The organism is Thiosocius teredinicola (genome assembly GCF_002009425.1).
Classification (GTDB): domain Bacteria; phylum Pseudomonadota; class Gammaproteobacteria; order Chromatiales; family Chromatiaceae; genus Thiosocius; species Thiosocius teredinicola.
In genome coordinates this window covers 1,298,955-1,314,194 of sequence record NZ_CP019936.1, presented here as the reverse complement: position 1 = coordinate 1,314,194, position 15,240 = coordinate 1,298,955, and the positions used below count along the sequence as shown (strand labels likewise).

Sequence of the window (15,240 nt, the reverse complement as noted above, 5' to 3'; positions counted from 1 at the left end):
CCTTTTCGCCTTTGGGAAACCGTTTGTCGAACCTGTTGTTAACACGGAAACACACCGTTCGCCAAGTCGATCAGTGACAAAGACGAATACGGGATCAGTTCGACTTGGCTTTGCAGTCGGCAATCAAGCGTTTGATTTCGGGCACACACGAACCGCAATTTGTGCCGGCGCTCAAGGCTCGCCCTATCGCCTCGGGGGTATCCAGGCCCTGCTTGCGAATCGCTTCGGTCAGTGTGTTCAGGCCCACACTGAAACAGGCGCAGACGACCGGACCGGCATCGTGTGCGCCCGACGGCGGCGTGCCACGCAGCAACCGGGCCCTCTCGGTTACATCGAGCGACTCCTTCTCGAAGAGTGCCGCCAGCCAGTCACGCGGCGGCAGATGCTCGACAGGGCCGACGATCAATACGGCATCCAACCGTCCGTCGACAATGCGTGCCGCACGGTAATTGGCCTGAGTTGAGTCGTGCAGCTCACGCCAATCGGGTTGCTCGCCTTCGACACACAACAGCTGCCGCGCGAATGACGCCCATTGTTCGGGCGTATCGTCACCCGCCATCTCGATATGCCATACGCTTTTGCGTCGGGCTTTCGACCAATAGGTTGCCTGCTGCGGATTCAAGTTGCGGCGCGACAACAGAAAGCCGTACCACTTCGCGCGACAGGCCTCCACCTTGACCGGGGTATGCTTGAACTCGGGTTGCCCGGAAACCGGGTCGACGGCCGGATTGACCACGCCGCCGATGCACGCCTGTGAGGCGAACTGATCATTCCAGTGGATCGGTGAGAAAACCTGGCCCGGCTGCTGTGCCTCGGTCACCTCGGCACGCAACACTGCACGTCCCCATCGACTGCTGACGGCCGCAAGACCTTTGTTGGCGATACCGAATCGCAATGCATCGACGGGATGAATCGCTACGAAAGGCTCGCCGATGTGACCCGAAAGGCGCGGCGACTTACCGGTGCGCGTCATCGTGTGCCAATGATCGCGCACCCGCCCGGTGTTCATGATCAATGGATAGTCCGCATCGACCACATTCGCCGGCGGTCGCGGAATCACGGCGACAAACTTCGCCTTTCGGTTGTCGGTGTAGAAGCGGCCTTCATCAAACATCCGGGCACGCGGCGAACCGCTGCCGGAACATGGCCATTGCACCGGCTCGAGTTGTTCATACCCGGTAGCGTCAAGACCCGCCAACCCGGAAATATCGAAGTCGCGGCTGCCATCGTTCTCAAAGCCGCTCAGCTGCGCGTGTTCGATGAAGATATCTTTCGGCGAGCTATAGTCGAACCCCTCATAGCCCAGGCGCTTGGCGACTTCGCCCAGTATCCACCAGTCCGGCTTAGCCTCGCCCGGCGAAGGCAAGAAGGCACGTTGGCGCGAGATACGGCGCTCCGAATTGGTCACCGTGCCGTCTTTCTCTCCCCATGCCTGTGCCGGCAGCCGGATGTCGGCGAACGACTGCGTATCCGTCAACGCCATGCAATCGGAAACTACCACGCAATCGCATTTCGCCAATGCCCGACGCACCTGAGCGGTGTCTGGCAGGCTCACTGCAGGATTGGTCGCCATGATCCATACGGCTTTGACGTCGCCATTCTCCATCGCGCGAAACAAATCGACCGCTTTCAACCCGGCTGTCGATGCCACCCTGTCGCTGCGCCAGAAACGCCCCACCAGATCGCGATGTCCCGGATTGTCGATATCCATGTGCGCCGCCAGCTGGTTCGCCAGCCCGCCCACTTCCCGTCCGCCCATCGCATTGGGCTGGCCGGTGATTGAAAAAGGGCCGGCACCGAGTTTGCCTATGCGGCCGGTCAACAGGTGGCAGTTGATGATCGCGTTGCCCTTGTCGGTTCCGCTGGTCGACTGATTAACCCCCTGGGAGAACATCGTTACCGTCTTGTCGGTGGATGCAAACAGGTGAAAGAACTCAAGAACGCGCTGTTCTTCGAGACCGCACTGCGCTGCGATTGAATCGATCGATGACGCATACCATGCGGCCTGGCGCAATGCCTCATCCAGGCCTTCGGTGTGCTCACCGAGAAAGGCATCATCCGCATAGCCGTTTTGCTGCAACCAGTTGAGCAGCCCACTGAACAGAACCGCATCCGAGCCCGGTCGAATCGGCAGGTGGAGATCGGCAGCATCGCAGGTCGCCGTGCGCCGTGGGTCGATGACAACCAGGCGCATGTCGGGACGCGTCTTACGCGCGCCGAGCAGGCGCTGATAGAGCACCGGGTGACACCAAGCCAGATTGGAACCGACCAGCACCACAAGGTCGGCGAGTTCCAGATCATCGTAGCAGTTGGGCACCGTATCGCTGCCGAACGCACGCTTGTAGGCGGCAACCGCCGACGACATGCACAGGCGCGAGTTGGTATCGATATTCGCCGAACCGATGAAGCCCTTCATCAGTTTGTTGGCTACATAGTAATCTTCCGTCAGCAACTGACCCGAGACGTAAAACGCGACCGCATCCGGTCCGTGCCGATCGATGATTCGACTGAACCTCTCGGCGACCGTATCCAAGGCCGACGTCCAGTCCGTCTGCTGACCATCTACCATCGGATGCAGCAGGCGACCGTCGAGATCGATGGTTTCGCCAAGCGCCGTGCCCTTCGAACACATACGGCCGAAGTTCGCCGGATGTTCGCGGTCACCCTTCACATCGATGCGCCCCTGATCCTCCAGGGTAACCACCACGCCACAGCCGACACCGCAGTACGGACAGGTCGTGCGCACCTTGTTTTGCGCCTGTTGGCTGTTCTGCGGGTTTGAATCGACCGTCATCGGCACGCTCATTTCAGACATATCCTTCACCGGCGGTTACCCGGACAAGCACGCGGGTGGTACCGTTTGCGGCCCTGACACCATGCGCCAAGGCGACAGCAATCAGACGTCCAGCATGACCTTGCGGGGCATGGTCATACCGGCGATCTTGCACAACTCGGGGCCGTAGCCGTGCGGGAACAGCTTGTGCAGGTACTTTCGCGTTCCCTTGTCTTCTCCCAGCTGCTGCTTCATGCCCTTCAGCAGCCAACGCGCCTCCGGCACGGCCTGGCGGTCTTCGTACCAATCGCGCACGAACTCGATCATCGTCCAATGATCGGGACCGAGCGTGATGCCTTCGCGTTGCGCAAGCGCCACACCAACCGTCGGATTCCACTCTGAAGGATCCAGCAGATAGCCGAGCAGGTCGGTGGCAATCACCCGTCCATCGGCTTCAATCGCATAGACGTCATCGGCCATGGCGCCGCCCGCTCCCGAACTCACGCCGCTGCCTCGCCGGCTTTCAGCGCGAGATAGACCTTGCCGTTTTCGATCTTGGTGGCGAACACATTGGTGCAACCCTCGTCCGGGCCGAGTGCCTCGCCGGAGGCCAAATCGATCTTCCAATTATGCAGCGGGCAGGTTACCGAGGTGCCATGCACGATGCCTTGCGACAAGGGACCGCCGCGATGCGGGCAGGCATCGCGCAAGGCGAACACCTGGTCGTCGCTGGTGCGAAACACGGCAACATCCATCGTATCGGTTTTGATGACACGACTACCCAGGCGAGGGATCTCGTCCAGCGCCACAACTTCAAGCCAATTGCTCATTGTTCTACCCATCTTAGTACCGCCCTTGGGGCGGGTTTACGTCCAACACCGCTGCGCACGATCGCGTCAGCCGGCCCGTTTGCGCTAGGCCGCAGAGATCTCGATCTTCTTGAATTCATGGCCGGCCTCGCCTTCGGCGCGCGCCTTCCACGGATCAATCTGGGCAAACTGCTGACTGAATTTGAAACGCTCGTACAGTGCCTTGCGATTGTCGGCGTCTTCCAACACCTTCTGCTTCACATGGTTGAGCCCGACGCGCTCGACCCAGGGCGCCGTGCGCTCAAGGTAGTGAGCCTCTTCGCGGTACAACTGAACGAATGCGCCGCAGTACTCCATGACCTCTTCTTCGGTCTCGACACGACACAACAGGTCGGTGATACGCACCTTGATGCCGCCGTTGCCGCCCACATGCAACTCGTAGCCGGAGTCGACACACACCACGCCGAAGTCCTTGATGGTTGCCTCGGCGCAGTTGCGCGGGCATCCCGATACCGCCAGCTTGAACTTGTGCGGCATCCACGAACCCCAGGTGAGTTCTTCGAGCTTGACGCCCAGGCCGGTTGAATCCTGCGTACCGAAGCGGCACCAGTTCTTGCCGGCACAGGTCTTAACCGTACGCAGCGCCTTGCCATACGCATGACCACTGACAAAGCCGGCATCCGACAGGTCTTTCCACATCGCCGGCAGGTCTTCTTTCTTGACGCCGAACAGGTCGATGCGCTGACCGCCGGTCACCTTCATCTCCGGTACCTTGTACTTGTCCGACACATCGGCGATCGCGCGCAGGTCATTGGCGGTGCACAGACCGCCGAACATGCGCGGCACGACCGAGTAGGTACCGTCCTTCTGGATATTGCCGTGAGCGCGCTCGTTGATGAAACGCGACTGTGCGTCGTCTTCGTACTCGGCAGGCCAATTGGCCAGCAGGTAGTAGTTCAGAGCCGGACGGCAACTTGCACAACCGTCGGGTGTTTTCCAACCCAGTGCCTCGCGAACCGCCGGCATTGATTTCAGTTTCTGCTTCTTAATCGCAGTGATCACGTCGTCGTGGCTGTGCTCGGTGCAACCGCACATGCCCTTCTTACTCGGCGCCTTGTCGTAACCCTCGCCCATGGTGCTGGCCAGAATCGACTCGACCAGGCCGGTGCACGAACCGCAGGAGCCGGATGCCTTGGTATGCGCGCGTACATCCTCGAGTGTGAACAGCCCCTTTTTGGTGATTGCATCGACGATGTCGCCCTTGCAGACGCCGTTGCAACCACAGATCTCGGCACTGTCCGGCAAGGCCATCACCGCAGCGGAGGTGTCACCATGCCCGGCATCGCCCAGGTCATGTTGACCGAACAGAATGGTGCTGCGAAACGCCGAGATGTCCGTGCCTTCGCGCAACAGGGTGAAGTACCAAGTGCCATCGAGCGTATCGCCGTACAACACCGCGCCCTTTACCTTGTTGTCGCGGATGACGAGCTTTTTATAAACACCCTGCGACGGGTCCTGCAGCACCAGGGTCTCGTCGCCCTCGCCTTCGTTGAATTCGCCGGCCGAAAACAGATCGATCCCGGTGACCTTCAGCTTGGTCGACGTCACAGAGCCTTCATAGCGCGCGATCCCCATCTGTGCCAGATGGTTCGCCGCCACCTTGGCCTGCTCGAACAACGGCGCAACCAAGCCGTAGCAATTACCGCGGTGCTGCACGCATTCGCCGAGCGCATAGATCTTCGGGTCGTAGGTCTGCATCGTATCGTCGACCACGATACCGCGTTCGCAGTGCAGGCCCGCCTTCTGCGCCAACGCCATGTTCGGCCGGATGCCTACAGCCATCACGACCAGGTCGGCGGGCACCTCGGAACCGTCGGCAAAACGCACACCGCTGACACGACCGTCGCCGAGCAGCTCGGCCGTCTGTGCCTCCATCAAAAACTTCATGCCCCGCTGTTCGAGCGAAGCCTTCAGCAAGGCAGAAGCCGGCTTGTCCAGCTGGCGCTCCATCAGGCTGTCGAGCAGGTGGACGACGGTGACGTCCATACCCTGCTTCATCAGTCCGTTCGCCGCCTCCAGACCAAGCAGACCGCCACCGATCACGACAGCATTCTTATAGTTCTTTGCTGCATCCAGCATGGCGTCGACGTCGGCAATGTCGCGGAAACCGATCACACCCTGCTTGTCGTGACCCGGCACCGGAATGATGAACGGGTTCGAACCGGTGGTGATCAACAGGCGATCGTAGTCGGCGCTCATGCCGCTTTCGGTGACCACTTTGCACTTGACGCGATCGATCTCGACGACCGGATCGCCCGTGATCAGCTCGATGCCGTTCTCTGCATACCATTCGCGGCTGTTCAGAACGATATCGTCGATCGTCTTCTCACCGGCCAACACCGGCGACAGCATGATGCGGTTGTAGTTCGGATGCGGCTCAGCACCGAACACCGTGATCTCGTAGTGCTCGGGCGCCAGCTTCAGGAGCTCTTCGAGCGTGCGTACACCGGCCATGCCGTTGCCGACGAGAATGAGTTTTTCTTTCGCCATCGTCATACCTCAGATGTCGTTCTGCACTAGCCGGCGGCCGTCGTGGACGCCGGGGTGTGGACCGGATTGGCCGCGGCCAATTCAGGTGATAAAGCGGCACGATCGACCACGTCGAATGCCGTCAGATAAGTTATTGGATCGTCGGGGTCGAATCTGCCGCCATCGAAAAAGCGGTCTGCGCCCAGTTCGATGCCACCCGCGCGCCAATTGGCCGCGTGCGTCCCCTCGGTTTTGTAGTCAGACGCAGGCGCCTCCATGCCCAGGGCCTTCGCAGCCTGCCGATACAGATCGCTGCGATAGACGCGTTCGGCGGTGGCGCGGATATCGATCGCCGTATCCACCTGTCCCCAGCGAATCATCTGCGTCAGAAACCACACGGCGTGTGAGCGCCACGGGAAATTGGCCGCATAGCGGTGAAACACGTTGAAGTCGGACAGGCTGCGCGAAAACTCGGTGCGCGCGTATTGGAAAGTACCGAGCATCGACATGCGCACGACATCCACCGGCGCGTTGACATAACGTGGCCGCGCGATCATGTCGACGACCTCCATGCGGTTCTCCGGAAGGTCGACCCACTTTGCGGCCTCCATCAGGGCCATCAACAGTGCCTGGTGGGTATTCGGATGCTGCAGCGCCCACTCTTCGCTGACACCCAGCACCTTCTCCGGGCTGTTGTTCCACAGCTCGTACTTCGTGATCAGAACGCGGCCCAGACCTTCGCGCACCGCGAGTTGGTTCCAGGGTTCACCGACGCAGCAACCGTCGATCTGGCCGGAGCGCAAGGCATCAACCATCTGCGGCGGCGGCACAACCACCAGCTTGATGTCGCGATCCGGGTCAATGCCGGCGGAGGCCATCCAGTAACGCAACTCATAGGTATGCGTCGAGGTCGGAAAGACTACGGCAAACGTCAACGGCTTGCGGCCGGCCTGCTTGTCGGCATCGACCAGCTTTTTCAAGGCCGTGGCGGTGACCGGTGAGCGCTTCATAGCGTCGCGGTCGGCCTCCAGCAGCCGCTGGTAAAGGGCCTCCGACACCGTGATCGCATTGCCGTTGAGATCCAGGCTCAGCGCCGTGATCATCGGCTTTTCGATCGGCCCCAAACCCAAGGTGGACGCAAGCGGCATGGTCGCAAGCATCTGCGCTGCATCCAGGATGCCCACTGCCACCTTGTCGCGCACATTGGCCCACGAGGTCTCTTTCGACAGCGTGACGTCCAGGCCATATTTGCCAAAGATGCCCTTCTCCTGGGCGACGATCAGCGGCGCGCAATCGCTGAGCGCGACAAAGCCCAAGGCCAGGTTCGGTTTCTCCAGCGTCAAGGGGTCGAAACCCGCTGGTAGCGAATTGTCATTCATCGTTTTACCGTTCAACCCGCAAGGCGAAGCTTTGACGCATCGTCGTCATCGCTACTGTCGTCATCCGCTTTCTGAACGGTCGGTTTGGCTTCCTCAGCGCCTTGCGTCACATGACGCTCGTGCAGGAAGCGCACGACCTCGGCGCGGTAGTGGTTGTACGAGGGGTCCTCGGCCAACGCGAGGCGATCGCGCGGACGTTCGATATCGATGTGCAAGATCTCGCCGACCGTGGCCGACGGGCCGTTGGTCATCATGATGATGCGGTCGGACAACAGCACCGCCTCGTCGACGTCATGGGTGATCATGACGACGGTATTGTTCAGGCGCGCCTGGATCTCCATCAGCGAGTCCTGCATGTGCGTGCGTGTCAGCGAGTCCAGTGCGCCGAACGGCTCGTCCATCAACAGCACCTTCGGCTCCATCGACAAGGCACGCGCGATACCCACGCGCTGTTTCATACCGCCGGAGATCTCATCGGGCTTGCGATCGAGCGCATGCGACATGTGCACCAGCTCAAGGTTGTGCCGCGTCCACTCATCGCGTTCGGCCCTGCTCTTGGTTTTCTTAAAGACCTGGTCGACCGCCAGGCGGACGTTGTCATAAACCGTCAACCACGGCAGCAGCGAGTGGTTCTGGAACACCACGGCCCGATCCGGTCCGGGTTCACCGACCTCGCGATTCTCGAGCAACACGCCACCTTTGCTGGCGCGCAACAGACCGGCGACGATGTTCAGCACGGTCGATTTACCGCAACCCGAATGACCGATCAGCGAGATGAACTCACCCTTCTCGACCTTCAGGTTGACGTCATTGAGTACGTTCAGCGGGCCATTGTCGGTCGGAAAGGTGATGCCCACGTGATCGATGTTGAGATAGGTATTCATCAATTACTCCTCGGGCCGCGCTCAGCGCAATACCGCAGATTTATCCCAGCTGAATGCACGCTGCAGAGCCAGCATGCCGCGATCGAGCAGGAATCCGATAAAACCGATGACGATCACCGCCACCATGATGCGCGCCAGCGAGTTGGAGCTGCCGTTCTGGAACTCGTCCCAGACAAACTTGCCCAGTCCCGGGTTTTGCGCCAGCATCTCGGCCGCGATCAGCACCATCCAACCGATACCGAGCGACAGACGCAGGCCGGTGAACATCATCGGAATGGCCGACGGCAGTACGATCTTCACGGTCTTGGTCCACCAGTTCAGGCGCAGCACCCGGCTGACGTTGATCAGGTCCTTGCTGACGCCCGACACACCGACGGCGGTGTTGATGATGGTCGGCCACAGGCAGCACAGGGTTACCGTAATTGCCGAATTCACAAACGACTTGGAGAACATCGGATCCTGGCTGACATACACCGCGGACACGACCATCGTGACCAACGGCAACCAGGCCAGCGGCGATACCGGCTTGAAGATCTGAATGATCGGATTGAATGCCTGGTACAGCGTCTGGCTCATGCCGATGACGATCCCCACCGGGATAGCGATCAACGAGGCGATGATGAAGCCAGCCATTACCGTCCACAGGCTGGTGAAGATCTGATCGATGAACGTGGCCTTGCCGGTGTACTGACGCGCCTTCATCTTTTCGATGCGTTCTGCCGGTTTGCCGGCGGCGACCGCTTTGTCGATACGCGCCTGCATGCGGTCATAAAACTCGCCTTCGCGCACGCGCTCGGCGCTGTGCTCGTCATACAGTGCGACACTCTGCTCCCAAACCTTGCCCGGCCCAGGCAGTTCACCCAACGAGGTCTGCACCTGCTTGGCGCCTGCGGTCCACAGCACCAGGAATACCAGGATCGCCGCCATTGGCACCAGGACATTGCGCGCAATGCCACCGGTCGCCTTCGATAGGCTGTCGCCGGCGAGGAAATCGAGGAATCGGCTAAGCGGGCCGAACTCGAAGGTTTTACGGTTGCGAATAGCACTGATCATCATGTGCTCCTAAAAACTATGTTCGCGTATTCATGGCGGGGCAGGCGATTGCCTGCCCCGCTTCAGTCTTACAGGACTTCGTCGCCCTTCAGGCCGATCTCGAACGCCTTCAGATAGTCGTTCGGCTTGGTGCCATCGAAGGTCACGCCGTCGATGAACTCGGTCTGCGGTGCGCGGTAGCCAGTTTCGCCATCGAAGTTCGGAAACTCATCCGCCGTCATGTGGCCTTCGGCAATCAGCTCCATGGCTGCCTGCTTGTAGATGTCCGGGCGGTAGACCGACTTGGCAACTTCGTCGTACCAGCTATCGGCTTTCGGCTCGGCAATCTGGCCCCAGCGACGCATCTGGGTCAGGTACCAGACCGCATCCGAGTAATAGGGATAAGTTGCGTTGTAGCGGAAGAACACGTTGAAGTCCGGCACTGCGCGCTTGTCGCCCTTTTCGTATTCGAAGGTACCGGTCATCGAGTTGGCGATGACTTCATAATCTGCACCAACATAGTTCGACTGCGACAGGATCTTCACTGCTTCAGGGCGATTGCCGTTGTCATTCGCATCCAGCCACTTGGCTGCGCGCAGCAAGGCCTTGACGACACGTACCGTGGTGTTCGGATACTTCTCGGTAAATTCTTTGTTCATACCAAAGACTTTTTCCGGGTTGTCCTTCCAGATCTCGTAGTCGGTGATCACCGGTACGCCGATCCCTTTGAACACAGCCTGCTGGTTCCAGGGCTCACCTACGCAGTATCCATAAATGGTGCCAGCTTCGAGCGTGGCCGGCATTTGCGGCGGCGGCGTTACCGACAACAGCGCATCGGCCTGCAACGTGCCGGTGATGTCACCCTTGTGCGGTGCGTAATATCCGGGGTGGATGCCGCCGGCCGCCAGCCAGTAACGCAGCTCGTAGTTGTGCGTCGACACCGGGAACACCATACCCATCTTGAACGGCTTGCCCTTGGCCTTGTAGTCATCGACCACCGGCTTGAGGTAGTCGGCCTTGATCGGGTGCTGCGGCTTGCCGTCGGCCTGCTTCGGCACATGCGGTTTCATCTGTTCCCATACCTCGTTCGACACGGTGATGCCGTTGCCGTTGAGGTCCATCGAAAATGGCGTGACGATGTGAGCCTTGGTACCGAAGCCGATGGTCGCGGCCAGCGGTTGACCGGCCAGCATGTGCGCACCGTCGAGTTGGCCGTCGATAACGCCGTCCAACAGCACCTTCCAGTTGGCCTGTGCTTCGAGCGTTACATACAGGCCTTCGTCTTCGAAGTAGCCCTTCTCATAGGCAATCGCCAAGGGCGCCATGTCGGTCAGCTTGATGAAACCGAACTTCAGGTCTTCCTTTTCCGGCTCACCCACCGCTGCACTTGCGGTGCCGCCGAACGCACCGATCACCATGGCCAAACCGGTGGCCAGAACCGTGCGCTTCAAGAACCCTCGGCGGGTCATGGAGTCGAGTTGTTTTTTCATCAATCGGGACCTCGTCACTTCCAAAAATTTCAGGCAACAAAAAAGGCGCACTGCATCGAACGAGAACTTCTCCGTTCGGACAGGACGCCATTGTCGTGGTTGGCCTACTTTGGCCTTGTCGGTCACATCTGCCGGTCAGCCCGCCGTTGGGTCGACTTGATTGCAGACATGACAAAGTTGAGAAACCCTAGAGCAACGCTTGTGCCAATTAGCCTTGTGATTTTGTCGCGCTGCCGCTTAAGCTCCTGGCCAAGTTGTTAAGTCGCTGTAATTTAGAGACTTCTAACGTAGCCAGCTGAAGCCGGGCGACGTTGGTGATCGCAGCCAAGCCCCTCACCGCCTATTAGTACACCGACCAAGACCGCACCAACAGCGTGCGAGAAACCGAATCCCGGTGTTATTCAGAGATCATGTTGGTGCGTTTTCAGATCAGCAGGTCGGCGGCATTGACGATGGCTTCGGCAATGTCGACGAGGCGCTTGTTGGTGCTCATCGCGAGTTTGCGCATCGCCTTGTAGGCCTCGTCTTCGCTCATGCCGCGCTGTTTCATCAGGATGCCCTTGGCCTTGTCGACCACCTTGCGCTCCGCCAGTTGCGCGCGGGTTTTTTCGAGCTCTTGCGAAAGGGTATGGAACTGCTGAAAGCGTTCGATGGCGGCATCGAGGATCGGACGCACGCGCTTCTGGCTGATGCCGTCGACCACGTAGGCGCTGACGCCGGCACGTGTGGCGCGCGAGATGGTTGCCCCATCGTCGTCCTGGGTAAACATCACGATGGGTTTTGGGGCGGCGGTCTGCACGGTCTGCAGGCTCTCGAGGGTATCGCGGCCCGGCGACTCCAGGTCGATAATCACCACGTCAGGATTTTCTTTCTCGACGCGACGCAATAGGTTCTCGCTGCTGAATGCAAAACCGACAACCTCGCATCCGACCTCGGCCAGCGATTTCTCTACCGATGCCCGCCGCTCTGGGCTGTCGTCAACCAGCAGTACGCGCAGCTTTTTATGTGGTTTTCCGTTGTCCACCATGCGTGTTCGCGTTTACGTCTCCAGTCGACTCGCCGCGCGATCCCTACGATCACAAAAACGGCGCGCATCATACGGACTACTGAAACTGCTGAGTAGGGCCGCGGTAAAAAAAAGCCGCCGCACCACAGTTTGGGATGGGACGGCGGCATAGGCCATTCTGGCAATATCGACAGAGAGTTAGGAGAAATCACCGCGAAGCGATTTCACTGGATGAGTAGCACATGATGTGCCAATGCTCCTGCAGCCCCTGTTCTTGCGGCCTTGGCGGCGACAATGGGTGAAATGACGCCGGTGCGGCAGCGAAAATTGCACCAGCATCGGCAACATTTTGCCTTCGGTGCACGAACTTCGTGCACATGCGAAGCAAATTAATTGTCGTGCGCGCGTTTCATGTCGTCGGTTCACGAGCGTATCGCAGTCGCCACCACACCCCCGACAGATCGTGGCCACCACCCTGTCATCGCGCAATGTGACTTTCGTGCGGCGGCCGGCGTCAAACCCACATATCCACTTTTACATGGGTCTTTGAGAGAACCAGCTTAATGAATACCTCAACCAGCCTCCTGGCGGTCCTACTGCTCCTGATTGCCAACGGTTTTTTTGTGGCCGCCGAGTTCGCGCTGGTGAAGGCGCGCCGTTTTCGCATCGATACGCTGGCCCAGGAAGGCAGCGGCGCGGCACGTTTGACCCTGCGCATACAGGACAATCTCGAGGCCTACCTCGCGGCCTGCCAACTCGGCATCACGATGGCATCGCTCGGACTGGGCTGGGTGGGTGAGCCTGCCGTCGCCGGATTGCTCGAACCGCTGTTCGTCATGCTGGGCGTACCCGATGCGGTGCTGCATACGGCAGCCTTCGTGGTCGGCTTTCTGCTGTTCTCGTCACTGCACATCGTGGTGGGCGAACAGGTGCCGAAGACATTCGCGATCCGCAAGGCCGAACCGGTGTCGCTGTGGGTCGCCTACCCGCTGCATCTTTCCTATCTCGCGGTATGGCCACTGAACTGGCTGCTGAACAAGGCCTCGGGCTCAATCCTGTCGATGTTCGGCGTTCAGGAGGCCTCGCATGCCGAGGTGTTCAGCGGCGACGAGCTCAAAGGCATGGTGGCGACGTCGAAGGAACACGGCGAGTTGCAGGAAGAGCATGCCGACATGTTGCACAACCTGTTCGAATTCGATCAACGCCAGGTCGGCCGGGTAATGGTGCCGCGCAACCTGGTGCATTGCCTCGATATCGACGGCGCGCCGGATGCCAACCTCGGCATTATCAAAGACACCGAGCACTCGCGCTTCCCGGTGATCGAGAGCGGCAGGGACGATGCCATCGTCGGCATCCTGCTGGCCAGGGACCTGCACCGCGCCTTGTTGGAAGGCGAATCCGAACCGTGGCGTGAGCTGCGACGCTTTTGCCGTGAACCGCTGATCGTGCCGGAAACCCAGCGAGTATCGAAATTGTTCGAGTTGATGCGGCAGCGGCGCGCGCACATGGCGTTCGTCGTCGATGAATACGGCGCCTTCGTCGGCCTGGTCACGCTCGAAGATCTGATCGAAGAGATCGTCGGCGAGATCCACGACGAAACCGACGATGACGACGCGCCGAACGCGGTCCGCCAGATCGATGCGCAGCGTTGGGAGGCCGACGGCCTGGTGTCGCTCGGCGACGTGGCGCGCGCCACCGGCCTGACCATCCCCCCCGAACTCGATGCCAACACGCTGTCCGGCCTGTTCATGGACCGGCTGGCGCGCATGCCCGAGATCGGCGACACCATCGAGCAGCAGGGTTTCAAACTGCGCGTGTTGAGCATCGACGCGCACCGCGTGGGCCTGACCTCGATCGAGTACGTCGGTGCCGATGATATGCCAGACGACACGGTTGCCGATCCGCGCGATATCTCGGGGCGCGACACGCCCGCCGACAACCAGTAACCCGCCCTCCCCGAACCGCCGACGCTGGAGTAATAGATGGAAACCGTGAGCGATATCTCGATCAACGACTATGTGTCGTGGGTTCTGGCCGACCTGGATGCCGGGCGGGTCGACGAACTGCGCGCGGCGTTGGCCGAGATGTACCCGGCCGACATCGCCGACCTGCTCGAAGCGCTACCGCCGGAGCAACGCACTGCCCTGTGGAATGCGGTGCCACCGGATCTGGAAGGCGAGATCCTGCCCTACCTGCACGACGAGGCGCGTGCCGGCATCATCGATGAAATGGATGACGCCGAGCTGGTCGCGGCCGCCGAACGCATGGAGGTCGAAGACCTCGCCGTGGTCATCGAGGAGCTGCCGCAAGACCTGAGCGACACCATCATCGAGGCACTCGACCGCGATCATCGCGAACGCCTCGAAGCGGTGCTGGCCTACGACGACGGCACCGCGGGTCGATTGATGAGCACCGACGTACTCAGCATCCGCCCGGACGTCAGCCTGGCCGTCGTGCTGCGCTGGCTGCGCCGGCATGCGAGCCTGCCGCCGCACACCGATGCGCTGATGGTGACCGCCGGCGACGGCGTTTATCTGGGCAAGCTGTCATTGGAGGCAGTGGTCACCGGCGATCCGGACGCCATGGTCGAATCGGTGATGGAAGATGCCGCCGAAGTGGTGGGCGTAACCGCCTCGCTGCACGAGGTGGCCTCGTTGTTCGACCGGCGCGATCTGATCTCGGTGGCCGTGCTCGACGATCAACGCCAGCTGCTGGGCCGCATCACGATCGATGACGTCGTCGACATCATCCGCGAGGAAGCCGACCACGTGCTGCTCGCGAGCGCCGGTCTCGACGAAGAAGAAGACCTGTTTGCGCCTATCATCCCGAGCGCCAAGCGGCGCGGCGTGTGGCTGGGCGTCAATCTGATCACGGTATTCGCGGCAGCCTGGGTCATCGGGCAGTTCGAAGAGGCGCTCGACAAACTGGTCGCACTGGCCGTGTTGATGCCGGTGGTCGCCAGCATGGGCGGCATCGCCGGCAGCCAGACGCTCACCCTGACGATTCGCGGCATGGCGCTCGATCAGATCGGCAGCGGCAACGTGCGCTGGCTCACGCTCAAGGAACTCGCCGTCGGCGGGCTCAACGGCACGGTCTGGGCGCTGATCGTCGCCCTGGTGTCGTTTCTCTGGTTTCGCGATCCGGGCATCTCGGCGGTTATCGCGGTCGCCATGGTGCTCAACCTGCTGGCCGCCTCTCTGTCCGGGGTCGGCGTGCCGCTGATCCTGCAACGCATGGGCATCGACCCGGCGCTGTCGGGCGCCGTGGTGCTGACCACGGTAACCGACGTGATCGGCTTTCTGAGCTTCCTGGGGCTGGCGTCGACCTTCCTGCTGTGA

General features: G+C 60.5%; 11 protein-coding genes. 2 read left to right on the top strand and 9 right to left on the bottom strand.

Annotation, left to right across the window (positions count from 1 at the left end; all coding sequences use genetic code 11):
- Window positions 1–94 precede the first annotated feature (94 nt).
- From B1781_RS06455 to B1781_RS06415, 9 genes are all read right to left on the bottom strand, one after another.
- Window positions 95–2,794 carry a molybdopterin-dependent oxidoreductase gene (locus tag B1781_RS06455; protein ID WP_078121949.1) on the bottom strand — a complete coding sequence of 900 codons (2,700 nt, stop codon included), beginning with the start codon at window positions 2,792–2,794 and terminating at the stop codon, window positions 95–97.
- 102 nt (window positions 2,795–2,896) lie between these two features.
- On the bottom strand, window positions 2,897–3,277 hold the full coding sequence (locus B1781_RS06450; protein ID WP_125931956.1) for a TusE/DsrC/DsvC family sulfur relay protein: 381 nt from the start codon (window positions 3,275–3,277) through the stop codon (window positions 2,897–2,899).
- On the bottom strand, window positions 3,274–3,603 hold the full coding sequence (gene nirD, locus B1781_RS06445) for a nitrite reductase small subunit NirD (RefSeq protein ID WP_078118871.1): 330 nt from the start codon (window positions 3,601–3,603) through the stop codon (window positions 3,274–3,276). Before nirD ends, B1781_RS06450 begins: the two co-directional genes overlap by 4 nt.
- 84 nt (window positions 3,604–3,687) lie before the next feature.
- Complete coding sequence (gene nirB, locus B1781_RS06440) at window positions 3,688–6,132, bottom strand: nitrite reductase large subunit NirB (protein ID WP_408646347.1); 2,445 nt, start codon at window positions 6,130–6,132, stop codon at window positions 3,688–3,690.
- Window positions 6,133–6,158: 26 nt separating this feature from the next.
- A complete protein-coding gene (locus B1781_RS06435; protein WP_078118869.1) occupies window positions 6,159–7,490 on the bottom strand; it encodes a CmpA/NrtA family ABC transporter substrate-binding protein in 1,332 nt (443 codons plus the stop codon).
- An 11-nt stretch (window positions 7,491–7,501) separates the two neighbouring features.
- Window positions 7,502–8,374: an ABC transporter ATP-binding protein gene (locus B1781_RS06430; RefSeq protein WP_078118868.1), complete on the bottom strand. Its 873-nt coding sequence runs from the start codon at window positions 8,372–8,374 to the stop codon at window positions 7,502–7,504.
- A gap of 21 nt (window positions 8,375–8,395) precedes the next feature.
- Window positions 8,396–9,430, bottom strand: coding sequence for an ABC transporter permease (locus B1781_RS06425; RefSeq protein ID WP_334223898.1), 1,035 nt, complete (start codon window positions 9,428–9,430; stop codon window positions 8,396–8,398).
- Window positions 9,431–9,495: 65 nt separating this feature from the next.
- On the bottom strand, window positions 9,496–10,896 hold the full coding sequence (locus B1781_RS06420) for a CmpA/NrtA family ABC transporter substrate-binding protein (RefSeq protein WP_078118867.1): 1,401 nt from the start codon (window positions 10,894–10,896) through the stop codon (window positions 9,496–9,498).
- A gap of 424 nt (window positions 10,897–11,320) precedes the next feature.
- Entirely contained in the window at window positions 11,321–11,923 is a 603-nt protein-coding gene (locus tag B1781_RS06415) for an ANTAR domain-containing response regulator (RefSeq protein WP_078118866.1), read from the bottom strand.
- Between the two features lie 542 nt (window positions 11,924–12,465).
- Between B1781_RS06415 and B1781_RS06410 the strand changes: the two genes are divergently transcribed.
- Both B1781_RS06410 and mgtE read left to right on the top strand, forming a co-directional pair.
- Entirely contained in the window at window positions 12,466–13,848 is a 1,383-nt protein-coding gene (locus B1781_RS06410) for a hemolysin family protein (RefSeq protein ID WP_078118865.1), read from the top strand.
- Window positions 13,849–13,884: 36 nt separating this feature from the next.
- Window positions 13,885–15,240, top strand: coding sequence for a magnesium transporter (mgtE, locus tag B1781_RS06405; RefSeq protein WP_078118864.1), 1,356 nt, complete (start codon window positions 13,885–13,887; stop codon window positions 15,238–15,240).